This is a genomic window from Saonia sp. (assembly GCF_056326165.1).
This window is the reverse complement of the sequence record NZ_JBWFBN010000010.1, coordinates 64,111-87,825: the sequence shown is the minus strand read 5'-3', so window position 1 is coordinate 87,825 and position 23,715 is coordinate 64,111. Positions and strand designations below refer to the sequence as shown.

The 23,715-nt window shown below is 33.8% G+C and carries 26 protein-coding genes; 13 read left to right on the top strand and 13 right to left on the bottom strand.

Going from position 1 to position 23,715, the window contains the following annotated elements; genetic code table 11:
- The first annotated feature begins 177 nt into the window (after positions 1-177).
- Positions 178-864 (top strand): Clp protease/crotonase-like domain-containing protein, encoded by a 687-nt coding sequence (locus tag AC000W_RS10420; protein WP_474748099.1) that lies wholly within the window; start codon positions 178-180, stop codon positions 862-864.
- 5 nt (positions 865-869) lie between these two features.
- Here the strand turns inward: AC000W_RS10420 and AC000W_RS10415 are convergent, their stop codons facing one another.
- The 8 genes from AC000W_RS10415 to AC000W_RS10380 form a co-directional block, all read right to left on the bottom strand.
- Entirely contained in the window at positions 870-2,033 is a 1,164-nt protein-coding gene (locus tag AC000W_RS10415) for a sigma-54-dependent transcriptional regulator (protein ID WP_474748098.1), read from the bottom strand.
- Positions 2,034-2,103: 70 nt separating this feature from the next.
- Positions 2,104-2,994: a mechanosensitive ion channel family protein gene (locus tag AC000W_RS10410; protein ID WP_474748097.1), complete on the bottom strand. Its 891-nt coding sequence runs from the start codon at positions 2,992-2,994 to the stop codon at positions 2,104-2,106.
- Between the two features lie 3 nt (positions 2,995-2,997).
- Positions 2,998-4,332, bottom strand: a complete 1,335-nt coding sequence (locus AC000W_RS10405; protein ID WP_474748095.1) for an ABC transporter permease — start codon at positions 4,330-4,332, stop codon at positions 2,998-3,000.
- The gene (locus tag AC000W_RS10400) at positions 4,325-5,260 is read right to left on the bottom strand and encodes an ABC transporter ATP-binding protein (protein ID WP_474748094.1); all 936 of its coding nucleotides are present in this window, start codon (positions 5,258-5,260) and stop codon (positions 4,325-4,327) included. Before AC000W_RS10400 ends, AC000W_RS10405 begins: the two co-directional genes overlap by 8 nt.
- Positions 5,261-5,447: 187 nt before the next feature.
- Complete coding sequence (dnaJ, locus tag AC000W_RS10395) at positions 5,448-6,572, bottom strand: molecular chaperone DnaJ (protein WP_474748093.1); 1,125 nt, start codon at positions 6,570-6,572, stop codon at positions 5,448-5,450.
- Positions 6,573-6,581: 9 nt separating this feature from the next.
- A complete protein-coding gene (locus AC000W_RS10390; RefSeq protein WP_474748091.1) occupies positions 6,582-7,142 on the bottom strand; it encodes a nucleotide exchange factor GrpE in 561 nt (186 codons plus the stop codon).
- A gap of 96 nt (positions 7,143-7,238) precedes the next feature.
- Entirely contained in the window at positions 7,239-7,913 is a 675-nt protein-coding gene (gene mnmC2 / locus AC000W_RS10385; protein ID WP_474748090.1) for a tRNA (5-methylaminomethyl-2-thiouridine)(34)-methyltransferase MnmC2, read from the bottom strand.
- 1 nt (position 7,914) lies between these two features.
- Complete coding sequence (locus tag AC000W_RS10380) at positions 7,915-8,400, bottom strand: DUF4920 domain-containing protein (protein ID WP_474748089.1); 486 nt, start codon at positions 8,398-8,400, stop codon at positions 7,915-7,917.
- Positions 8,401-8,510: 110 nt separating this feature from the next.
- On the opposite strand from AC000W_RS10380, the gene AC000W_RS10375 reads away from it, so the two are divergent.
- Entirely contained in the window at positions 8,511-9,575 is a 1,065-nt protein-coding gene (locus AC000W_RS10375; RefSeq protein ID WP_474748179.1) for a branched-chain amino acid aminotransferase, read from the top strand.
- A gap of 42 nt (positions 9,576-9,617) precedes the next feature.
- Here the strand turns inward: AC000W_RS10375 and AC000W_RS10370 are convergent, their stop codons facing one another.
- Positions 9,618-10,004 carry a pyrophosphohydrolase domain-containing protein gene (locus tag AC000W_RS10370; protein ID WP_474748088.1) on the bottom strand — a complete coding sequence of 129 codons (387 nt, stop codon included), beginning with the start codon at positions 10,002-10,004 and terminating at the stop codon, positions 9,618-9,620.
- Between the two features lie 544 nt (positions 10,005-10,548).
- Between AC000W_RS10370 and crcB the strand changes: the two genes are divergently transcribed.
- From crcB to AC000W_RS10335, 7 genes are all read left to right on the top strand, one after another.
- Entirely contained in the window at positions 10,549-10,920 is a 372-nt protein-coding gene (crcB, locus tag AC000W_RS10365; RefSeq protein ID WP_474748085.1) for a fluoride efflux transporter CrcB, read from the top strand.
- Positions 10,921-11,213: 293 nt separating this feature from the next.
- A complete protein-coding gene (locus tag AC000W_RS10360; RefSeq protein ID WP_474748084.1) occupies positions 11,214-11,552 on the top strand; it encodes a P-II family nitrogen regulator in 339 nt (112 codons plus the stop codon).
- Positions 11,553-11,580: 28 nt separating this feature from the next.
- Positions 11,581-12,825, top strand: coding sequence for an ammonium transporter (locus AC000W_RS10355; RefSeq protein ID WP_474748082.1), 1,245 nt, complete (start codon positions 11,581-11,583; stop codon positions 12,823-12,825).
- Between the two features lie 120 nt (positions 12,826-12,945).
- Positions 12,946-13,992, top strand: coding sequence for an outer membrane beta-barrel protein (locus AC000W_RS10350; protein WP_474748081.1), 1,047 nt, complete (start codon positions 12,946-12,948; stop codon positions 13,990-13,992).
- Positions 13,993-14,193: 201 nt separating this feature from the next.
- The gene (locus tag AC000W_RS10345) at positions 14,194-14,523 is read left to right on the top strand and encodes a hypothetical protein (protein ID WP_474748079.1); all 330 of its coding nucleotides are present in this window, start codon (positions 14,194-14,196) and stop codon (positions 14,521-14,523) included.
- Positions 14,524-14,641: 118 nt separating this feature from the next.
- Positions 14,642-16,483 (top strand): SulP family inorganic anion transporter, encoded by a 1,842-nt coding sequence (locus tag AC000W_RS10340; RefSeq protein ID WP_474748078.1) that lies wholly within the window; start codon positions 14,642-14,644, stop codon positions 16,481-16,483.
- Position 16,484: 1 nt separating this feature from the next.
- Entirely contained in the window at positions 16,485-17,093 is a 609-nt protein-coding gene (locus AC000W_RS10335; protein WP_474748077.1) for a carbonic anhydrase family protein, read from the top strand.
- 32 nt (positions 17,094-17,125) lie between these two features.
- Here AC000W_RS10335 and AC000W_RS10330 read toward each other — a convergent pair whose 3' ends face one another.
- Positions 17,126-17,776, bottom strand: coding sequence for a DUF1684 domain-containing protein (locus tag AC000W_RS10330; RefSeq protein WP_474748076.1), 651 nt, complete (start codon positions 17,774-17,776; stop codon positions 17,126-17,128).
- 60 nt (positions 17,777-17,836) lie between these two features.
- Between AC000W_RS10330 and AC000W_RS10325 the strand changes: the two genes are divergently transcribed.
- Complete coding sequence (locus tag AC000W_RS10325) at positions 17,837-18,574, top strand: DJ-1/PfpI family protein (protein ID WP_474748074.1); 738 nt, start codon at positions 17,837-17,839, stop codon at positions 18,572-18,574.
- Here AC000W_RS10325 and AC000W_RS10320 read toward each other — a convergent pair.
- From AC000W_RS10320 to AC000W_RS10310, 3 genes are all read right to left on the bottom strand, one after another.
- On the bottom strand, positions 18,561-19,982 hold the full coding sequence (locus AC000W_RS10320; RefSeq protein ID WP_474748072.1) for an alpha/beta hydrolase family protein: 1,422 nt from the start codon (positions 19,980-19,982) through the stop codon (positions 18,561-18,563). The two genes, AC000W_RS10325 and AC000W_RS10320, sit on opposite strands and share 14 nt — an antisense overlap.
- A gap of 102 nt (positions 19,983-20,084) precedes the next feature.
- A complete protein-coding gene (locus tag AC000W_RS10315) occupies positions 20,085-20,903 on the bottom strand; it encodes a mechanosensitive ion channel family protein (RefSeq protein WP_474748070.1) in 819 nt (272 codons plus the stop codon).
- Between the two features lie 77 nt (positions 20,904-20,980).
- Entirely contained in the window at positions 20,981-21,430 is a 450-nt protein-coding gene (locus AC000W_RS10310) for an Lrp/AsnC family transcriptional regulator (protein WP_474748069.1), read from the bottom strand.
- Between the two features lie 118 nt (positions 21,431-21,548).
- Here AC000W_RS10310 and AC000W_RS10305 point away from each other — a divergent pair, with 118 nt between their 5' ends.
- The 3 genes from AC000W_RS10305 to AC000W_RS10295 all read left to right on the top strand — a co-directional run bounded on the left by AC000W_RS10305 (position 21,549) and on the right by AC000W_RS10295 (position 23,680).
- Positions 21,549-21,944, top strand: coding sequence for a hypothetical protein (locus AC000W_RS10305; RefSeq protein ID WP_474748068.1), 396 nt, complete (start codon positions 21,549-21,551; stop codon positions 21,942-21,944).
- Between the two features lie 114 nt (positions 21,945-22,058).
- Complete coding sequence (gene purU, locus AC000W_RS10300; protein WP_474748066.1) at positions 22,059-22,910, top strand: formyltetrahydrofolate deformylase; 852 nt, start codon at positions 22,059-22,061, stop codon at positions 22,908-22,910.
- 65 nt (positions 22,911-22,975) lie between these two features.
- The gene (locus AC000W_RS10295; protein WP_474748064.1) at positions 22,976-23,680 is read left to right on the top strand and encodes a DUF4197 domain-containing protein; all 705 of its coding nucleotides are present in this window, start codon (positions 22,976-22,978) and stop codon (positions 23,678-23,680) included.
- The last annotated feature ends 35 nt before the right edge of the window (positions 23,681-23,715 follow it).

Below are 23,715 nucleotides of genomic sequence, written 5' to 3'. Positions count from 1 at the left end.
AAGGAAGTTCCGATAAAATGTAACAAAAAACAGATGTAAAACTACAAAATACTCATATTGTGACATTTAACCATTTGCTCAGTAGTTTATCGACAAAATAATTTATTATGACGTTTCTCCTTTATTTTTACTGTACGTAATCTGCCAAGGCATTTTACTGTTCCAAACCTTAATACCATGAAAAAGAGTTGCTTAGCATTCCTACTATGCTGTACATTCCTTTTATATTCTTATAAAAAATTCAATGCGTGTGACTTTGCAGGCACCAACATTGCATATGTACAAGAGCAAACATTAAAGGCTATTGAAGCTGAGGAATTGAGTCTTTCCAAATTCTTCTCCTATAAAGCAATTAATGGTATTGAAAAATCTAAAGAGCAACTTAATATATGTGGATGCACTTCTTCAAAAGAACTTATTTCCCAAAGTCTTGACAACTTAATTAAAGCTACAAAAGTAGATTCAATTAAAATTTCTAAAGGTTTATTGACCAAGGCATATGAGACTATTGGCCAAAGTTTAAGGGAACTAGAGAAATATAATTTAGATGAAAGCAAAAATTCCAATATTCTATTGGCAATGAATGCTGAAAACATTAAAATGTCACCTTCAATAGGATTGGCAGCCGATGATCCTCTTCAGAAAAAAATAGACAGTATTTTGCTTAAATATGAAAAATCATTGTCTGAAGTGGTGCAAACCATAAATTGCAAAGAAGCTAGGGCAATGGCAGTTAAAATATATGATGAATGTGAAAAGGAACTTCTAAGACCCAATTTATCTGAAGCAAAAAGGTACTATAATTATAGAACCAAAGAAATTACAAAAAATGCTTTGGAAGAGCTGGTACAATGCGAAAATTAATTTTTCTATTTACTAGCAAAAAGTTTTACATCTTCTTCAGTGACCTCATTACCTCCAAGAATAATCAATCGTTCCACCACATTTCTTAACTCTCTAATATTTCCTGTCCAATCATAGCTTTTAAGTAATTCTATTGCCTTATTAGAGAATACTTTTACAATTGAACCATGTTCAGAAGCTATCTTCTTAGAAAAATGTTCAATCAGTAATGGAATATCAGACCTTCTATCATTTAATGCAGGTACTTTCACCAAGATAACTGCAAGTCTATGATATAAATCCTCACGGAATTTTCCATCTTTAATTTCCTGTTTAAGGTTTTTGTTGGTGGCGGCAACAACTCGTACATCTACTTTGATATCTTTATCCGTACCCACTCTAGAAATTTTACTTTCCTGCAAAGCCCTAAGAACTTTTGCTTGGGCAGAAAGACTCATATCACCTATTTCATCCAAAAAAATAGTTCCTTTGTTTGCCGCTTCAAATTTGCCAGCTCTATCTTTTACCGCAGAGGTAAAAGCACCTTTAACGTGGCCAAATAGTTCACTTTCTATTAATTCTGATGGTATTGCCGCACAGTTCACTTCAATAAAAGGTGCACTGCTACGCGGACTTTTTTCATGAATCCAATGAGCTACCAATTCTTTTCCAGTTCCATTGGATCCAGTAATCAAAACTCTGGCATCCGTTGGAGCCACTTTTTCAATAATATCCTTAATGACTGAGATTTCTTTGCTTTCCCCAATCATTTCATAATTCTTGCTTACCTTCTTTTTAAGAATCTTATTCTCAACAACAAGCACTTTACGATCCACCGCATTACGGACCGTAGTTAAAAGTCTATTTAAATCTGGTGGCTTAGATATATAATCAAAAGCACCTAGGCGCATGGTATTTACCGCTGTGTCCAAATCGCCATGCCCAGAAATCATAATAAAAGGAATTTCAGGTTTTATTTTTTTTGCAGCTTCTAAGACTTCAACACCATCCATTTTTGGCATTTTTATATCGCACAACACTAAATCATAATCTTCCTTTTTTACCATTTCTATCCCTCTGAGTCCATCCTCAGCTTCTTCTACTATATAAGAATCATTCTCTTCAGACAAAATCTTGACTAAGACCCTTCTAATGGCCGATTCATCTTCTATTACTAATATTTTTGACATCTTGTTGCTTTAAATCTTTATTTTTTTACTTGCTATAAACGTGCCAATAGTTCTTATTCTTTTAAAGAACTTAAATTTTATTTTGAAATACGTGCACATCCCGTTGCGGAAAAGGTATGGTAATGTTATTTTCACGGAATTTAGCATCAATTTTATATCTCAATGCACTTTTTATCCTTAAATCTAAAAAACTATCACTTGTGTAAAAATTGAGGGAAAAAAGCAGCGCAGAATCCCCAAAATCATCAAATAGTACTATAGGTTTTGGATTCTTTAAAACCCCTTTTTGCTCATTGGCTACCTCCTCTAAAATTTGAGTAACTAAAGTAACATCACTTCCATAAGCGACTCCTACCTTTACAGTTTCCCTGGTAGTTTTATGGTTTTGGGTATAATTATATGTGGTATCGCTTATGAATTTATGATTGGGAATAATAATAACTTTATCATCTCTAGTGATAGCTCTGGTGGTTCGCAATTTAATTTCAAACACTTTGCCAACCCTATTATCAACTTCAATAATGTCCCCCACACTTAAAGATTTATCAACTATGATAAAAATACCACCAATAACATCTTGAAATAATTCCTGAAGTGCCAGTCCTAAACCAACAAAAAGGGCGGCAGAAGCTGTAAGTAGGATGGTAATATCTATCCCCGCAGTTCGCATGGTTATTAAAACAACTACTACATAAACCACATACTGAATGAATTTAAAGACGCTGACAAACTTTAGTTTATCATCTTGATCCATTTTTCTTGTGAACAGCTTTCTAAGTAATTTTAGGGCAAAAGCAGTAATAACAAAAGCGACAGTGAGCAATAACAAAAGACCAATAGTAACATGTATAGATTTGTCCCCCTCACCTATATGTATACCCCAATTGAGGAAATCTTTTATGCCAGCCCAAACATCCTGTTCAAGAACTTCCATTACTTTATTTGGTTCCTCTTGTATCATACTTTAGTATCTCAACCATTTAATCAATTCTTTATAGGTTGGTTTTTTACCATACATTAAAATGCCTATTCTGTATATTTTTGCTGCCAACCAAACAATCCCCATAAAGGTACCAATTAACAAAACAATTGATGTTAACAATTGCCATAAAGGCACTCCACCTTCACCAATTCCACCAGGTAAACGCATTAGCATAACTATTGGTGAAGTCAATGGAAACAATGAAAATGCTACGGCTATAGGCCCATGTGGATTGCTAAAAACCGAAAAGAACCCAACATAAATGGCCAACATTAATGGAAGAATTATTGGAAAAATAAATTGCTGGGTATCCGTCTCATTATCCACTGCTGCACCTATGGCCGCATAAATGGAACTATAAATTAAATATCCCAATACAAAGTAGACCACAAAAAAGGAAATGAGCATAAACCAAGGGATTTTTACCAGTTCATTAATATACAACTGCATCTTGCCATTGGACTGAGCCGATTCAATGGTAGAGGCTGTATCAACAGGAAGATTGGGTGCTGTACCTACTCCACCTAAATCAATATCAAAAAAGTAAACTACAGCTAAAAGCAATAAAGAAGCAGAGACAATCCAAATAGCAAATTGAGTGACGCCTGCAAAAGAAGTCCCGATAATTTTTCCCAGCATTAATTGAAAGGGTTTTACAGAAGAAATGATTACTTCAATAATTCTGCTTGTTTTCTCCTCTATAACACTTCGCATTACAAAACCACCATAGATAATAATAAACATCATGATCAAATATCCAAAAGCACCGCCAATTATGGCCTTCATTTCTGTAAGTCCTTTTAAGTTTTGTTCACCAGAAAAAGTAGCTGTATTTATTTCAAATCCACTTTCAATCTTAGCAAAATCCTCAGTTGAAACTCCTAAATCTTGAAGCTTCTTTTTCTGCAGCCTTGCTTGAAAAATATCCTCCAATTTATCTAAAACAGAAGTATTTGGTGTTTCCTTGCTATAAAAGAAAGAATTATTGGCAACTACTTCTAGATTATCCATTGCTGGAATATGAATTAAACCATAGTACCCCAGACTTGCTGTAGAATCTTTAGCCTCTTCCAAAGTAATATTCCTAAAATTCACAAAGGACGTAGCCTCCGTGGAATTAAATTCATTGGAAAAATAATTACTCTCATTTAAAATACTAATTACACGTACCTCATTGTCATTTATTTTAGCTAAATATGCAATAAGTACTATCATCCCCACAATGAGAATAGGGCTTAAAAAAGTCATGATAACAAAGGATTTGTTACGAACTTTGGCCAAATACTCTCGTTTTATGATGAGCCACAATTTATCCATTTAAATTTTTGTTTTGAACGGTTTGAATAAAAATATCATTGGCCGATGGTATTATTTCTTCAAAATGATTAATATTCGCCTTAGATGTTAAATAAGTTAGAAGCTCTTTTGTTTCTGGTGAAGGTAATTGAATATTAAAGTCAAGCTGATTTTCTTCCTGTACATAATTCGGCATTGATATATCAAATATATCTATAAGTTCTTTTATGAACCCTTCACCATGTTCTGTCCTTAAACCTACTTTAAAAATATTACTTTTATATGCATTTTTTATATCAGATAATTTGCCATCTAAAATTTTATTAGACTCATGAATTAGAGCAATATACTCACACAACTCCTCAACAGATTCCATTCTATGTGTTGAAAAAATAATAGAGGTTCCACCTTCTTTCAATTGTAAAATTTCGTCTTTTATAATATTGGCATTAATGGGGTCAAAACCACTAAAAGGCTCATCAAAAATCAATAATTTAGGTTCATGAAGTATAGTTACAATGAACTGTATTTTCTGCGCCATTCCTTTTGATAATTCTTGCACCTTTTTGTTCCACCAATCCCCTATTTCTAACTTATCAAACCAAAACTTCAAACGTTTTTTTGCTTCGGTTTTACTTAGCCCTTTAAGTTGGGCCAAATACAAAGCCTGCTCTCCAACTTTCATGCTTTTATACAATCCCCGCTCTTCTGGCAAGTAACCAATCATAGATATATGTTGGGGTTCCAAGGGTTTTCCATCAAACAAAACTTGCCCTTCATCTGGATATGTAATTTGGTTAATAATACGTATCAATGTAGTTTTCCCAGCCCCATTGGGGCCAAGTAAACCGTATATACTATTTTTTGGAATTTCTAAAGAAACTTTGTTAAGGGCAGTGTGGTTTCCAAATCGTTTGGTAACGTCTTTTGCAACCAAAATTTTATCCATGTAAGCAGTTTTATCAAAGATATAGAAATGCTATAAAAGAGCTTCCTATTTTATTTAAAAACAAAACCCACCCTTAAATAAAATTAAGGATGGGAAAAAAATTGCTATGAAAAAGAAAATTAAATATTGGTTTCCCAATACTTAATCTCAAATATACGTTTTTATTTTAAATCTCACATTATATTTTCTATGAGAACATATCCTTCACTTTTTCGAAGAAAGACTTGTCTGATTTCTCTGGTTTTGGCTCAAAATTCTCATTCCCTTGCATACGCTCAAAAAAGTCTTTTTGCTCTTTGTTCAACTCTTTTGGTGTCCATACATTCACATGCACTAAAAGATCGCCATTACCATAACCGTTAAGACTGGAAATACCTTTTCCTCGCAATCGTAAAATCTTACCAGATTGTATCCCTGCCTCTAACTTTATTCTTACTTTTCCGCCAACTGCATCAATTTCTTTGGAAGTACCCAATATAGCTTCAGAAATGCTTATATATAAATCATAGTGCAAATTGTCCCCTTCTCTTTTTAGAGAGACATGCTCTACAGTTTCAATTGCAACCAACAAATCCCCTGGAATACCATTCCCCGGGGCTTCATTCCCCTTACTGGGTACTTTTAACTGCATATCATCTTCTACACCTGCCGGAATCTTAATAGAAACCGTTTCCTCAGCAACTTTTAACCCTTGGGCATCGGCATCACTTGGTCGTTTGTCCAAAATCTGTCCACTACCACCACACGTACTGCACGCTGCTGCAGTTTGCATTCTTCCTAATATGGTATTCGTAATTTTTGTAACCTGACCTGCGCCATTACATGTAGAACAGGTTTTATAGGTAACACCGTCTGCTTTAACTTTTCTACGGACTTTAACTTTTTTCTCTACACCATTGGCTACTTCATCCAAGGTAAGTTTTACTCGTATTCTTAAGTTACTCCCTTTTACTCTTCGCTGACCACCGCCACCAAAGCCACCAAAGCCACTAAAGCCTCCACCTCCACCAAAAGCGCTTCCAAAAATATCTCCAAATTGGCTAAAAATGTCATCCATGTTCATGCCTCCACCGCCAAAACCTCCGCCGCCTTCAAAGGCTGCATGACCATATTGGTCATAGCGGGCTTTTTTGTTAGGGTCGCTAAGCACTTCATAGGCTTCTGCAGCTTTTTTGAACATTTCTTCTGCATTGGAATCACCAGGATTCTTGTCTGGATGATACTCAATAGCCTTCTTACGATATGCCTTTTTTATTTCAGCAGCCGTTGCGCTTTTGCTTATTCCTAGTAACTCGTAATAATCCTCTTTCATTCTATATTTTTAGTTACCCACTACCACTTTAGGGTGGCGGATAATTTTATCTCCCAGTTTAAAACCCTTTTCAATAACATCAATCACTTTTCCTTTAAGCTTTTTATTAGGTGCAGGTATTTGGGTTATAGCATCGTGCACTTCGGCATCAAAAGTATCACCTGCTTTTGTGCCTACTTCTTGCATGCCCTTATTTTTAAGCACTTCTCTAAATTTGTTACTTATGAGCTCTACACCTTTGAACATTTCCTTGTCCTCCGATTTAGAAAGCTCCTTTAAAGCACGATCAAAATCGTCTATAACTGGTAACATGGCAACAATCACTTCTTGACCCGCTGTCTTAAAAAGCTCCATGCGTTCTTTGGAAGTACGTTTTTTATAATTTTCAAATTCAGCAAAAAGGCGTAAAAATTTATCCTTTTCTTTTACTAAATCCACCTTCAATTGCTCTTCTACACTGATTTCTTCTATCTCCTCTATTTGTTCTTCCACATTATTTTTAGACTCTTCATTTGCCTGTGCTTCAGAAATAGATTCATCCATATTTTCGACTTTATCTTCTTTACTCATATAATTAGCGTTAAAAATATCTGATTTTAGGATGGCAAAAGTACTGCCAATTCTTTAAAAATGTCAAAATGTCACTAAACTTTATAAAATATTGATTCAATGTTGTTCCAAAAGCTTTCTTGCACGTAACATTTCTCTTTTTCCTGGAGGGCCTGGTAAACGTTCCACAGTAAAACCTACAGCCTGCATAGCTCTCCTTACACTTCCTTTTGCAGCATAGGTCACCAATACACCGTTTGGTTTTAGAGCCACATACATTTTTTTAAAAATAGTTTCTGTCCACAATTCTGGTTGAACTCTAGCTCCAAAGGCATCAAAGTAAACAAGATTGAATTTCTCCTGATCCTCAATCTCCATGAAATCCTTTTTTTGCTTAATTAAAGTAAAATTATCTGTTAGTGAAATTTGTTCTTCCCAAGAAGATTGGTGCATACTGGCAAAACCATCTCCAAAGGAAGAAGCATTGAGTTCAGAAATATAATTCAATTCTTGAATTTCTTCTAGAATAACTGGAAAAGCTTCAACTCCAGTATAATCTATAGACAACTGGTGTTTTTCTGACTCAATTAGAGTTATCAAAGCATTTAGCCCTGTTCCAAATCCTATTTCTAAAATAGAAATAGAATCCTTATTAAAAAGTGAAAGTCCTTGTTTTATAAAAACATGATATGCCTCTTGGATAGCTCCATGCTTGGAATGATATTGCTCATTCCAATCTTCTATCTGTATGGTTTTGGAACCATCCGAGGTGGTAATTATTTTTCTCTTCAATTTATTGCTTTAGGAGCACTCCATCAGCCTCAAAACTGTATGTTTTTTTAACCTCGGTAATTTTATTTATTTCCTCTTCTGATGCGCCACCGTCTTTAGCAAAATGTTTTTGGTCTGCCACACTCATTTCTTCTACAAAGGCCAACCCATTTACAACAACCTCTTTTCCTACTATGTCCATTGGCATAAAAAACCCATAATCCTTAAAACGAACCATAGTTTCTTCCCCATTTTCCAAACTAAGTGTCATCCAACATCCTTTTGCCTTGCAAACATCGGTTACCACTGCTGAAAATTTTGTGGTAATGGTATCCTTAACTTTTAAGTTTTGATATACATCTGATGCCTTTATTGAAGTTTGAGTATCATCCTTAGTAATCTGCTTTCCAAAAGAAAGGTACTCTGTCTTATTCTCAGTTGTTTGGGCCAATAATGAACCAGAAAACAACAATACAACAATCGCACATAATATATTAAATCCTTTCATATTTTATATTTTTTTAAATCTTAATTACAAAACTCAACAATTTTGACCGAAAAATAAAGACCACGTTGGGATATTTCATTAATTTTACTTCACTAAAATAGTTTGTTATGATGGATGCAACTGTACAGAATATCGTTGTTGAGAAAGCAAAGACATCAAAAATTGACCAAGTAGATTTTGATAATTTATCTTTTGGCAGTGTTTTTACAGACCATATGCTCGTCTGTGATTACAAAAATGGTACTTGGGAAACTCCTAAAATTGTACCATATCAGGCAATCACATTGGACCCTTCTGCAAAGATTTTTCATTATGGACAATCTATTTTTGAAGGCATGAAGGCTTATAAAGATAAAAATGATGATGTATGGCTTTTCCGTCCTTTGGATAATCAAAAACGTCTAAATATTTCCGCAAAAAGAATGGCGATTCCAGAATTGCCAGAGGAATATTTTATGGAAGGTTTAAAAACCCTTTTAGATTTGGAAAAAAAATGGATTCCACAATCTGAAGGAAGCTCTCTATATATTAGACCCTTTATTTTTGCATCTGGTAATGGGTTCCATGCTTCACCAGCCGATGAATACAAATTCATTATAGCATGTGCTCCTTCTGGCGCTTATTTTTCTGGTAAAGTAAAAGTTTTGATAGAAGAAACTTATTCTAGATCTGCTAATGGAGGTGTTGGTTTCGCAAAAGCTGGTGGCAATTATGCCGGTCAATTTTATCCAACGCAATTAGCTGTTAAAAAAGGATACCAACAAGTAATATGGACAGATGACAATACACATGAGTATATTGAAGAAGCTGGCGCTATGAACATCTTTGTGCGCATAAATGATACATTGATCACAGGACCTACTAGTGATCGTATTCTTGACGGAATTACCCGAAAGAGTATTATAGCAATTGCTGAAGATGAAGGAATTCCTGTTGAAGTAAGAAAAATTACAGTAAGCGAAGTTGTGCAAGCATCCAAAAACGGAACCTTAAAAGAGATGTTCGGTGCTGGGACAGCCGCTGTAGTCTCTCCTATTTCTGGTTTTGGCCATAAAAATATTGATTATGATTTACCAGAATTGGAGAACAGTTATGCGGCCATGCTAAAGAAACGCATTACTGATATTCAATATAATAAAGCTGAAGATAAATTTGGCTGGAGATATAAAGTATAAGGTTATAAAACAAATAAAAAAAGCACCGGAATGGTGCTTTTTTTATTTGTCCAAAATACTTTTAATATTTGGTTTAAAATAATTAGGGCCCTTTAACACTTTACCATCCTCTCTATATATTGGTTTACCATCTTTTCCCAACTTACTCATATTACTTCGCTGAATTTCATTAAACACTTCTTCAATTTTGTATTGCATACCATGCTCCAAAATTGTTCCGCACAAAATATACAACATATCACCTAGAGCATCTGCTACTTCAATTAAATCATTATTGTTTGCAGCCTCCAAATACTCCTTATTCTCCTCATCCATTAAATTAAAACGCAGCATATTTTTCTTGGAGCCTAGATCAGCAACCATATTATTGGACACGCCTAACCCAAAAGATTTATGAAATTGTTCAACGGCTTCTATTTTTGCTTTCATTATTGATTTCTTTTAAATTAGTTTTGCATAAAAATAAAAAATATGTTCACTAAAGGGCAATTAATTTTTGCAGCCATTTTTGTAGTCTTTTTTACAGTCGCAATACTGTTTTCGTATAAAAAAGACAAAAAACTTCATTCCAAAAACTATAAAGGCGTTAAATGGATTGGATTTGTCTTTATCATATTCATAATAACATTGTTTGCTATTAAACAAATTCTTAAATATTAACACTTTTATTACGCACACTACAAAAATTAACCCTTTCACAACATTATTTCCGTTTCTCTCGTATTACATAAGAAAAGACGTACTTTTGCGTTATACTGTAAAGAATATCAGTTGAATGGTTACATTTTTTAGCATATTATTTGGATTATTGGGGCTTAATGCAATTCTTTTAATTTTTAGTGTAAACAGGGCTAATGGCAATGTTAGCAAAGCTAAAAATACTATTTCTAAAACTCCAATAACAAAAATCTATCCTTTAGATTTACTTCCTTCAGAATACAAAAAAGCAATTTAAGTTTTATACTTTTAAAGTATGAAACAAGTTATATTGGTGTTTTTGGGAGGAGGTTTAGGTAGCATTTTACGCTTCCTAATTATCAAAACATACAATAGTCATCTACAAAATTTCTTTCTCGGCACATTTTTGGTCAATATAATAGGTTGTCTTTTAATTGGCATCATTTTAGGTATCTCTGCAAAGGGCAATCTTCTAACACAGAACCAAACATTATTACTCTCAACAGGTTTTTGTGGTGGTTTTACAACTTTTTCCACTTTTTCTTATGAGGGACACTCCTTATTAAAGAGCGGAGACCTTCTACATTTTTCAATTTACACTATACTAAGTATTGTAATTGGAGTAATTGCCGTGGCTATTGGATTATGGTTTTCCAAAATGTTATAAATAACACTTTATTTTACATTTTTTTTATTTTTTAGCATAAAATCAACCTTTTGCCTTATTTATTGAACAATTCATAGTAAAATGGGTCCTTTTATTATTCAATCCTCAATACTTATTAAAAAATAGTTATTTGAAATAATCAAATAATCATTTTTTTTGATAATAAAAAACGATACCCTCAAAATAATAGGGGTTCTATTGAAAGAAAAATAAAAATACTCATTAACACCCCCTTAACTTTAGGGTGACAATTATTTTAATATATATTTGGCACCATAAACAACAAATTAATTATGAAAAAAATCGAGGCAATTATTAGAAAGTCAAAATTTGACGAAGTGAAAAAAGCACTTCATCAAATTGAGGTTAACTTCTTTAGTTACTGGGATGTAACTGGAGTTGGAAATGAAAAACAAGGTCATGTATATCGTGGCATATCCTATAGCACAACAGATATCCAAAGAAGATACCTAACTATAGTAGTATCAGATGATTTTTTGGAAAAAACTGTTAATGCTGTTTTAGAAGCTGCTTATTCAGGTAATGTTGGTGACGGAAAGATATTTGTATCAGAAGTAACCGACGCTTACAGAATTAGAACTAAAGAAAGCGGTCACGCGGGAATTAACTAAAAAACTAAACTAACTAACAATTAACAATATGGACGCAGGATTATTTACAGCAAACAACGTTTGGATGATGTTATGTACCGCCCTTGTATTCTTTATGCATTTGGGTTTCTCTTTCTTAGAGATTGGACTAACTAGACAAAAAAATACGGTAAACATTTTATTTAAAAATATATTTATTATATGTGTAGGGCTATTGCTTTACTATGCATTTGGTTTTAATTTAATGTACCCTGGAGATTTTAACGGGTATGTTGGTGGCATAGTACCTGGAATTGGTGCTCCCGAAGGTGGCATGACTCCAGATTATGCCGATGGAGGATACACATGGTGGACAGACTTCTTGTTCCAAGGTATGTTTGCAGCTACAGCAGCTACAATTGTATCTGGAGCTGTTGCAGAGAGAATTAAATTAGGACCATTCATGATTTTCACAATCGTGTATGTAGGATTGGTATATCCTATAGTAGGTTCATGGCAATGGGGTGGTGGATTCTTATCTTCCTTAGGTGGTGAAGATGGTGGTTTCTATGATTTCGCTGGTTCAACTTTGGTACACTCAGTTGGTGGATGGGCTGCTTTAATAGCCATATGGTTATTAGGTGCGCGTATTGGTAAATTTGGTGAAGATGGAAAGCCAAATGCTATTCCAGGTCACAACCTTCCATTATCTACTGCAGGTGTTTTAATCCTTTGGTTAGGATGGTTTGGATTTAATGGTGGTTCTGTATTATCTGCAGATCCAGAATTAACATCTTTAGTATTAGTAACAACTTGCTTGGCAGCTGCCGCTGGTGGTGTAGGTGCTTTTATATTCTCTACAGTATTATATAAAAATTATGATATAACAATGTTCTTAAATGGAATTTTGGCTGGTCTTGTAGGTATCACTGCTGGAGCGGACCAAATGTCACCAAATGAAGCAGTAATCATTGGTCTTATAGCTGGTGTCATTGTTGTATTAGGTATAGCCTTAATAGATAAATTAAAATTAGATGATCCAGTTGGTGCGGTTGCAGTTCACTTGATTTGTGGTATCTGGGGTACTTTAGCAGTAGGTATCTTTGGTGGATTGGCAAGCGGGCAACAATTTATGTGGCAGTTAACAGGTGTTGCAGCAGCAGCAGTATTCTGTTGTATAACAGCCTTCATCATCATTTTTGTCCTTAAGAAAACTGTTGGCATTAGAGTTTCCAAAGAAGAAGAATTGGAAGGCTTGGATGGTCATGAGCATGGAATGGGTGCTTACGGTGATTTTAGAATGAATGATCACTAATAAAAAAACGGAGCGTTTTGCAGAACGCTCCGTTCAATAATCTTTCTCAAAACAAAAAGCGAAGTATTTAAAACAATTAAACTCCTTTGTTAACTCAAAAGGAAAACTAAAACATTAAGTATGAAAACGATTACAACTACAAATTACATAAAAAATGCATTTCTATTCGTATTTGCATTATTAACAACAACTCTTTCATTTGCTCAAGAAGAAGAGGAAACTGAAAAAAAACTATCAATTACAGGAACAGTTGATGCATATTACAGAGCCAATTTAAGTGGTCCAAATGATGAAAATGCTATTGCTCCAGGCTCTTCATTTGCGAACTTACCAGGATTTGCCTTAGGTATGGCCAACGTAGTAGCTTCTTATGAAGGGGAGAAAGCTGGTTTTGTTGCAGATTTAGTTTTTGGCCCAAGAGGTACAGATGCTGTTTTTGCATCTCCAATGTACTCAGCTACTGGTAATATTGTAAATCAATTATATGCATATTGGAATGTAAGTGAAAGTGTAACATTAACACTTGGTAACTTCAATACTTTTTTAGGGTACGAAGTAATTTCACCAGCCGCTAATTTTAACTATAGCACTTCATATTTATTTTCATATGGTCCATTTAGCCACACAGGTCTTAAAGCAGATTTTGCTTTAGATGATGATTGGTCTCTTATGCTTGCAGTTATGAACCCTACAGATTTAACAGAGTTTAATCCAACTGGTGAGTATGCTTTTGGAGCACAAGTAGGTTTCTATGGTCAATACATAAACTTCTTATTAGATGACGGTGCATATGAAATTGATTATACTGGTGGTTTTGACCTTTCTGATAGTTTCTTTTTAGGAATAAATGGTGCATATTATGATAATGATGGAGTAGGATTTGCTGGTGTTGCTCTTTATCCACAAGTAGCAGCTTCTGAAACCTTTAGTTTAGGCCTTAGAGGTGAATACTTTGTTGAAACTGGTGATTTTGGAGCAATAGGAACAGGTATGGAAGATACAAGTGTATTAGCCGTAACACTTACGGGTAGTGCAATAATTGGTGATTTAATCATTAAGCCAGAACTACGTTTAGACAGCACTTCTGAAAATGCATTTATTAATGCGGATTTAGATCCAAGCAAAAGTTTATCATCATTTGTTTTGGCGGCAATTTATTCGTTCTAGTTCGTCGTTGTAAACATAGTTTAAAATAAAAAAGAGCCCTGCAAATTTTGCAGGGCTCTTTTTTTTAGTATCTTTTATTGTTTTACAATTTAAAGCATAAATATATGTTAATCCAAAATCTTAACTTTTATATTTGCGGTATTAAAAGTAATTTGGTCTTAATATATAATATCTAGTGCGACCTTAAGTTCACTTTATAGAATGAAAGCCAACGAAAAAACCAATATAAATACATTTGCAAGTTATTTCTTCATGGTATGCCTTGTATTTTCTGTTTTGGCAAAACCGGCTAATATCATTTTTAACCACTTTGGTGAAAATAAACTGGAATTATTTGATGACTCAAATAAAAATGAGCAGTCTGAAAAAGAAATAGATGTTGATTTTGAAAATGAAAAAAACGTGCTTCAAATCAATGAATTTAAACCCTCTACAATTGATTTAAATTGGGGTCAGAAATTTTTCAATCTTCATGAAAATATTTTGGATTTTAACTTAAGTATTCACTTACCACCTCCCGAGGTTTCCTAAGCCAAATGGTAGTCTTTAAAAAGCTACAAAAACGATTTACATCACAATAAAGAATAATTGAAAGTCATTGGAGAGTTCCAATCTTTCAAAATTTTTAACTACTTATAAAAAATTTATAATGGGATTATTTGACTTTAAACATTTTAAAGGCGACTTGCTTGGAGGCGTAACAGCAGGAATAGTGGCATTACCCCTAGCGTTAGCATTTGGAGTAAGTTCTGGTCTTGGACCAAGTGCTGGTCTATATGGTGCAATCTTTGTAAGCTTTTTCGCGGCTCTTTTTGGCGGCACAAACACACAAATATCTGGTCCAACGGCACCAATGACAGCAGTCAGCATGGTTGTGATTGCGGGCATTGTCGCTGCTTTTGATGGTGATGTCAACAAAGCATTACCAGCTATCTTAACGGTTTTCCTCCTAGCCGGTCTTATGCAAGTAGGGATAGGAATTGCCGGACTGGGCTCATATATTAAATTTATACCATATCCAGTGGTCTCAGGCTTTATGACAGCAATTGGTGTTATAATTTTAATTACACAAATTCTTCCTTCTCTTGGATACTACCCTAAAGAAGATGAAGAATTTGTATCCCAGTTTAAACCTCATGCTGAAGAAATAATATTGGATAATATTCTAAAAGATGAAGCAGGAGAAGGTATATTAGTATTGGAAGATTTTAGGGAAACTGTAAAACGTGCAGAGCATATTACTGAAGCAGATATACTAAAAGAATCGCAAACATTAGCAGCCAAAAATGCTTCTGGTGTAATTGGGGCACTTAAAGTTATTCCAAGAGCATTAAAAAATATTAATTGGCTGGAGGTATTGCTTGCATTGGGAACCATAATCATTATCTATGGATTTAAAAAAATAACAACCACGATACCAAGTACGTTAGTCTCACTAATTGTGATGTCTGGAATAGCCTATGGTTTTGGATTGGATTATAGGCCTATAGAACAAATTCCAAGTGGATTACCTATACCAAATTTAGAGATTTTTTCAAGCTTTAGTTTAAACACAATCTCACCCTATATCTTTACCGCACTGACCTTGGCCTTTTTGGGAGCAATAGATTCTTTGTTAACCTCCGTGGTTGCCGACAATATGACTAAGACTAAACACAAACCCAACAAAGAACTAGTTGGGCAGGGTATTGGAAATAGTATCGGTGCTATTTTTGGAGGGATTCCAGGTGCTGGGGCAACTATAAGAACTGTAGTAAACATCAATGCAGGTGGAAAAACAAGATTGTCTGGTATGATTGCTGGTTTACTATTGCTTGTAATCCTGTTGGCTCTTGGCCCAGTAGCTTCACAAATACCGGCAGCTGTTTTAGCAGGGATTTTAATTACTGTTGGTATTGCTGTTATGGATTATAAAGGACTTAAAGCTATTCCAAATATGCCAAGACAAGAAGTAGCGGTTATGCTTATTGTATTGGTTTTATCATCCGTATGGAATTTGGTTTATGCAGTTGGTATTGGCTTGGTCATTGCCTCTTTAATGTTTATGAAAAAGATGGGGGATTTGACGGCAGAAAGATCAGATGTAAAATCGCTTTCAAAAGAAAAGGCATGGGCAGATGAACATGATTTTCCTGAAAATCTTAAAGAAGAGGTTTTTATCAAACATATTAAAGGTCCACTATTTTTTGGTTCTACCAGTGATTTTCAGCAATTGGCACAACAAATTCCAGACACTGCAACCGCAGTCATCATTAGAATGGGAAGGATGCAATATATGGATCAATCGGGACTCTATGCCATGAAAGATGTTTTGGTAGACTTGGTCAACGATGGAAAAACGGTTTTGTTAGTAGATTTACAAAAACAGCCTGGTTATATGATGGAGCGTATTGATATTATTCCAGATTTAATTGGAAAGGAGCATATTTTTGAAACATTCAAGGAATGTCTAAAATGGGTTAAAAACAACGTAAAAGACACACATTCATAAAATGATAACACAAACAAAAGAAACACAAGAAAAACTTACTTCTAAAAATGTATTAAGCATTCTTAAAGAGGGTAATAAGAGATTTGTTGAAAACAAAAAAGAAGAAAGAAACCTAAATGAACAGGTATCTATAACTAGCGGTGGACAATTCCCTTATGCAGTTGTAATAAGCTGCATTGATTCTAGGGTTCCTGTAGAATTGGTTTTTGACCAAGGTATTGGCGATATTTTTAGCGCAAGAGTAGCTGGGAATGTTATCAATGCTGACATTCTAGGTTCTGTTGAATACGGATGTAAAGTTGCAGGCTCTAAAGCTGTTGTAGTTTTAGGACACACTAAATGCGGTGCAGTAACTGCTGCATGCCAAGGTGTAAAGCTTGGAAACATTACTACTCTTTTGGACAAAATTACTCCCGCTGTTGTAAGTGTTAAGGCGGAAAGTAGTGGGAATGAATTGGATGTAGAGGAAGTAATTATTAAAAATGTACAACTTTCTATAGACCAAATTAGGAAAGAGAGTCCTATACTTTCTGAAATGGAAGAAAACAATGAAATACAAATTATAGGTGCTATCTATGATGTATCTAGTGGAAAAGTAAACTTTTTATAAATATACCTAAAGCCCGGTTTAGTGACCGGGCTTTATTTTTCTTTTGAATTAAAAGCTTTTACACCCGCTAAAACTTTGGTGTCCAATGTATTTACCCATGGAACTAATGGACAAGAGTATTTCTTATTATAAGCACAATATGGATTGTAGGCTTTATTAAAATCGATTAAAATAGAATCCCCTTCAGGTATTGCCAAATCTATATACCTGCCACCACCATAAGTCTCTTCCCCATTGGTATCATCTAAAAAAGGTAAAAAGAGGTAGTCTCTATATTTCTCTTGCAGCATTAGTTTTTTATTTTGATAAATTTCTAATTTATGTTCTTTACCATTCAAATTAAAATGTGCAATTCCGTAGACAACCTCTTCAGATTTTCTTTCCGTTGTAGTAGGCATCAAAAACGGTTTGGCATTCGGAGTTCTAACAAATTTGGCCATAACAACATAAGTAGTATCAGGTTCAAAAAAATCTAACCCTTCAAAATTTTTACGGTATCTGTCTGGCAAAGGTGACTCTTCCGGATTTTTATATTCTTCATTCAATTCATCTTGAAATAATAAAATATCCCCTAACAATCCAGTTTGATACTCCTTATTTTTTATTTCACCTGAATCATGGTACTTCTTCCCATCCTTACAACCTATAATTGCTAGTATAAGTAATAAATAAAAATATTTCATTGCCTTAATTTTACTCAAAATTACAATTTATACTAACTTAACTTCCATAAAAAAAACTCAATGAAAAATAGCCTACTTTTATTTTTTGTCTTTACATGTATAATATCCTGCGGAAAAAAAAATAAGCAGCATACCAAAACCAATAAAATAGAAAGAGTGTTTCCTAAACTGGAACCCAATAGATATAATGTTGCTTTTTTGATTATGGATGGAACATATAATACAGAATTCACTGCCCCTTTTGATATTTTTCAGCATACTCAATACAGAAAAAACATAAAGGCCATGAATACCTTTATCGTTGCTAATACCTTAGAACCCATAACCTCTTTTGAAGGAGTCAGAATTTTACCCGACTATGATTATACCAAAGATTCTATCCCACAAATAGACATATTGGTAGTTCCCAGTGCAGAGCATCATTTAGATACTGACCTTAATGATTCTGTAATGATTAGCTTTGTTAAAAAAGTTGATAAAACCGCTCTTTTTATCACTTCCCATTGTGATGGTGCTTTTGTCTTGGCCAAAGCTGGTCTATTGGATAAAGTAGTGTCTACAACATTTCCCAGTGACATAGATTCTTATAAGAAAATGTTTCCACATCTACAGGTTAAGGACAGTGTTCTTTTTGTTCATGATGGCAAGTATATTACTTCTGCTGGTGGTGCAAAAAGTTTTGAAGCAGCCCTTTACCTTTGTGAACATTTATATGGCAAAGAAATTGCAAATTCTCTTGCTGGTGGTCTTGTTATTGATTGGAATTTGGAAGAAGTGCCAAAGTTTATTCCTCAATAAAATCGTACCTGGCCTCTTTTAAGTATTTTGATACAATAATATTGTATTCTGGTGTTATCCTTAAAAGTGCGGTATGTTCCAGAGTGTACAATTCATTTTTATTATTATAACCATTTTTCAATGCTTCTTCTAGATAAAATAGGGCAGTTCCATAATCCTCAATTCTTGCACTATCAGAAATAATTTTTAGATAATATGTATAATCATTTGGAGCAATAATAGTCTTTAACATCCATAAAAAACGAACCCCCTCTTCCTCCACCTCTTCTTCAGACTCCAATATATCAATTGTATCTTCGACCAATGCGTTTAGGTAACCCATAATCCTTTTGCCCATTTGCCGTTGTGCCTTGTCCTTACTGTTTAAATATTTTTTTAACTCACCCATTTGATAATTCCACCATCCCAAATTATTATAATTATAGGCAAGTACATCCTCTTCCAAAGAATATGTAAATTCATCTTTTAATAATGATTCTTTAAAAAGTATGGCATTCTCACTTCTATTTAGAGTCTTAAACCATTTGCTTTTTTTTAATTCCCGTTTTCTCTGCATTAAGGAATCCATTTCTTTAAACGGTCTATAAACTGTCAATGCTTCTTCTATTAGTTCATTGGCATCTAATAATTTATTGGAATTCAACAAAGTATTTATTTTATCCATGCTTGTATTAAAACGATTATCTATAAAAGTATAATCCTTTTCCGCATTTCCTTTAGCCATAGAAGACAATGTCAAAATTTCCATTGATGTTTTAATCAATTCCATACTTGGCCATTCATGACCACCATCAAACTTCAATAGTTGGTTAGGAAACTTCAATCTATTCAAGACTTTCCTAAAATCTATCATATCTCTATAATTGTAATCTTCCCGCCCCACAATGCCAATAAAATGAAAGGTGTTTCTGGAATTCAATAATTCAACACTTCTAATGTTTGCTCCACATGATATAACACCTTCTATTTCTTTAATAAATAATGGAATTATTGATGCCAACCTTGCTCCACTAGAAAAACCAGCAGTATAAATCCTGCTTTTCTGAATTGGTAAAGTCCCAAGTACCTTACTAATAGTTCTATTAGCTATGAGAATATTTTGAGTTGTTGCTAAACTATCATTTAAGTTATTGGATGCGGCCAGGATATAGCCCAGTTCTTCAGCTGCAATTCTAAACATTCCCAATGCTTGTCTGCTTTTAGACTCAACATCAAAAACAAAAAGAACAGGCCAATTTTTGGAAGAATCAAAACTGGTTGGTAGATATATTGAAAAAGTCTCGTTAGGCAAAGAATCTGCTACCTGTAATGAATGAGTTATCACTCCTTTTTTTAGGGCAATTTGCTGTGCAGTTGCATAAAAAGTAAGTAAGGTGCAAAAACACAGAAGTAATATTTTTCTTTTCATACAAATAATCGCATCAAAAATCTAGCCAAAAAATGTGAAATTAAAGTTACGCAATAGATTTAATATCAATACCATTTTAACAGAATAGAAACATATTGTGTATTACTCCCCTATTTTTCCCATTTCTATTCCTTCTGAATAGGCTACCATAACATCATTGTCATTAAAAGCTTTCTTAATTGCCTTATTTGCTTCAAAAGTAACTTCCCAAAAATCATCAGGCTTTGCATAAGGACGAACCAATAGTTGAATGCTATGTGAGTCAAAATTATCTATCCCAATCTCTGGTGGTGGGTCTTGCAATATTTTTGGCACGGCCATTAAAGCATCTTGAATGATTCTTTTAACCTTTGGAAAACTCTCTTCATAAGGCATTGTAACTGTAAGCTCCAGACGGGTCATTCCTTTTTCTGAATAGTTAGTAACCACAGAATCAGTTATTTTGGAGTTTGGAATGATTAATATTTTATTTCCTGGGGTTAAGACTTGCGTACTAAAAATCCCTATTTCTTCTACTCTACCAAATTTATCCTCTAACTGGATCCAATCTCCTACCTTGTATGGTTTTAAAGTCAATATTAATATCCCTGAGGCGAAATTGCCCAAACTACCCTGTAACGCCATACCAATAGCAAAACCAGCAGCCGCAAGAATAGCTACCAAACCTGTTAGGTCTGCTCCTATTACTGTTGCAACTATAAAAAGTATGGCTCCTTTTAAAATAACACTAACAACCGATGAAACAAAAGGTCTTAATGTTTCAGAAAAACCTGCTTTCTTTAATGCAATATTTAATACAGAGACTAGTTTTTTAACTATTTTAAAGCCTATCCACAATATTAAAGCTGCAGCTATTATTCTCGGGAGAAAATAAATTGATTTATCTAATGCAACTTGAGCATACTCGTTTAGTTTTTCCATATCCATGCTCTAAAATAAATAATTAATTTCCTGAGAGACAAATTGAGAAGTCATTTTATATAGAACATAAAACACAATCATTTAATTTTTTTAATTGAAGCATTGGAGACCACATTGGACAATATTATATGGGTTCTAGTTTCTCCATACGTAATAAGCCTGTCTATAAATTTTTCTAAATGTGATTGGTTTTTAAGAACGACCTCCATGATTATATTTTCATTACCAGTAATTCTATAACAATTTATCACCTCATCAAAAGAGCTCACTATTTCCAAAAATGGCTTTAATTTCCCCATAAAAGCCCGTAATGTTATTATGGCTTTTAATTGATAGCCAGCCTCCGTATATGCAATTTCAGTATTATAACCTGATATAATTCCCATGTCCTCCATCTTCTTGACTCTTTCTGCAACTGCAGGCGCAGTAAGCCCAACTTTTCTGCCCATATTAGCAAAAGATTCCCTTGCGTTAGCCTGAAGGCATTTTAAGATTTCCCAGTTTAATTCATCAATCTTAGCATTCATAAGCAATTACTGAAAAATATTTTGTTTCAAAAGCAAAAATAAACATTTACTTTTTAATCAAAAGACGAAAATACAGAATACACCGTAATTTTAATTAAAAATTTGCTATTTACACCCCATGCCGTACAAAAATTTAAATACAGTCCCTGTATATCGTAAATCGTTGTCTCTCTGTGAGATTAGCAGAGAAATTGTGTCTTATATTTCTTCTAATAAAGACCTCTTAAAATTATACCAGTCTAATAGTCATAGAGACATTATTGCAAACTCTATCATTACGGATGCCATTCTAATTCCACAAAAAATTGAATTGGCCGAAAGAACAGAATCGTATGCTACCAGAATGAAGAATGTTCTCTACGTAAATATCATGACAAGAAATATTCTCTCTTATTGTAACGGTTTGGAAAAAGATGGTTTTAAGGAGAAAGAATATATAAACCTTCTTAGAAGTGAAATCAAAAGTTTTAGATTGGCATATAAAATCTGGAGACGTTCTCTTAGGAGAATGTAAAAATTAAATCTACAAATCCGTATTAAATTTCATCATATTTAAAATACACAAATTAAGCACCTACATTACCCAGTGTTTTTCTATATTTTTACCATTCAAAAAAAATAACCAATTTTGAAAACCACAATTCTAATCCACTGCCCAGATAAAGCAGGTATCATAAGTGCTGTAACCAATTTTATACATGCAAATAATGGCAATATTATATACTTAGACCAACATGTGGATAAAGAGGTTGGTGTGTTTTTTATGAGATTGGAAAGTGATTTTGATACTCCTGCTTTTTCAATAAATAATTTTAAAAATGAGTTTGCGGAAAACCTAGCGGAAAACTATCAAATGAAATGGAGAATCTACAGTAGCAATGTAAAGCCAAAGATGGCACTTTTCGTATCCAAATATAATCATTGTCTTTATGATTTATTAAGTAGGTTCAATTCTGGGGAATTAGATGTTGAAATTCCCTTCATTATAAGTAATCATAGTGATTTACATTACATTTCCGAGCAGTTCAACATTCCTTTTTACCATATTCCTGTAACAAAGTCAACAAAAAATGATGCCGAAAATCAACAGCTACAGCTGTTGAAAGAACATAAAATTGACTTTATTGTCTTAGCAAGGTATATGCAGATAGTTACAAAAAGACTTATTGATTCTTACCCAAATAAAATCATCAATATCCACCACTCTTTTTTGCCCGCCTTTGCCGGGGCAAAACCTTATCATGCCGCTTTTGAAAGAGGTGTTAAAATTATTGGCGCAACCTGCCACTATGTTACCGAGGAATTGGATGCAGGACCAATAATAGAACAGGATGTCACTACAGTTTCACATTCTCATAGTATTAAAGATTTTATTGCAAAAGGTAGGGACTTGGAAAAAATAGTACTTGCCCGGGGTGTAAAATTACATGTCAGAAGAAAAACAATGGTCTATAACAATAAGACCATCATCTTTTCTTAAAGTCCTTTTCCTATTATTTATGTTATGTTCATTGTTTAATTCCTAATTTTGGAAAAACATTAATCATGACTAGAAAAGCGCTAACATTCATTTTATTTTTTCAATTTATTTCTTGTGGGGAATTACAGGACATCGTAAATCAATTACCACAAGGAACTACTATAGGCAATGCAGAAATTGCTAATGGGCTAAAAGAGGCTCTTAATTTTGGAATATCCAAACAGGTATCCAAATTAACAAAAGAGGATGGCTTCTTTAAAAATGAATTAGTAAAAATATTGCTGCCTGAAGAACTACAAAAGGTAGATAAAACGTTGCGTGATATTGGTTTAAGCAGTTTAGCCGATGAAGGACTCAAAATTCTAAATAGAGCGGCCGAAGATGCAGTTGGGGAGGCCACACCAATATTTGTTGATGCCATAAAAGGAATAACATTTTCCGATGCAAAAAATATTCTTGTGGGCAATGATGATGCAGCAACTCAATATTTAAGCAATTCTACAAAAACAGCCTTATATGATAAATTTAATCCTATTATTAAAACTTCTTTTGAAAAGGTAGGAGCTGATAAAATATGGAATGACCTAATTACTAAATATAACAGTATTCCATTAACTAATAATGTGAACCCAGATTTAACAGATTATGTTACGCAAGAGGCTCTAGAGGGTGTCTATACCATGATAGCAATTGAAGAAAAAGAGATTAGAACTAAAATCTCTTCAAGAACGACAGCCTTGTTGCAAAAGGTTTTTGCCTTACAAGATTAATATTCATAAAATAAAACAGACTATTCACAATAACT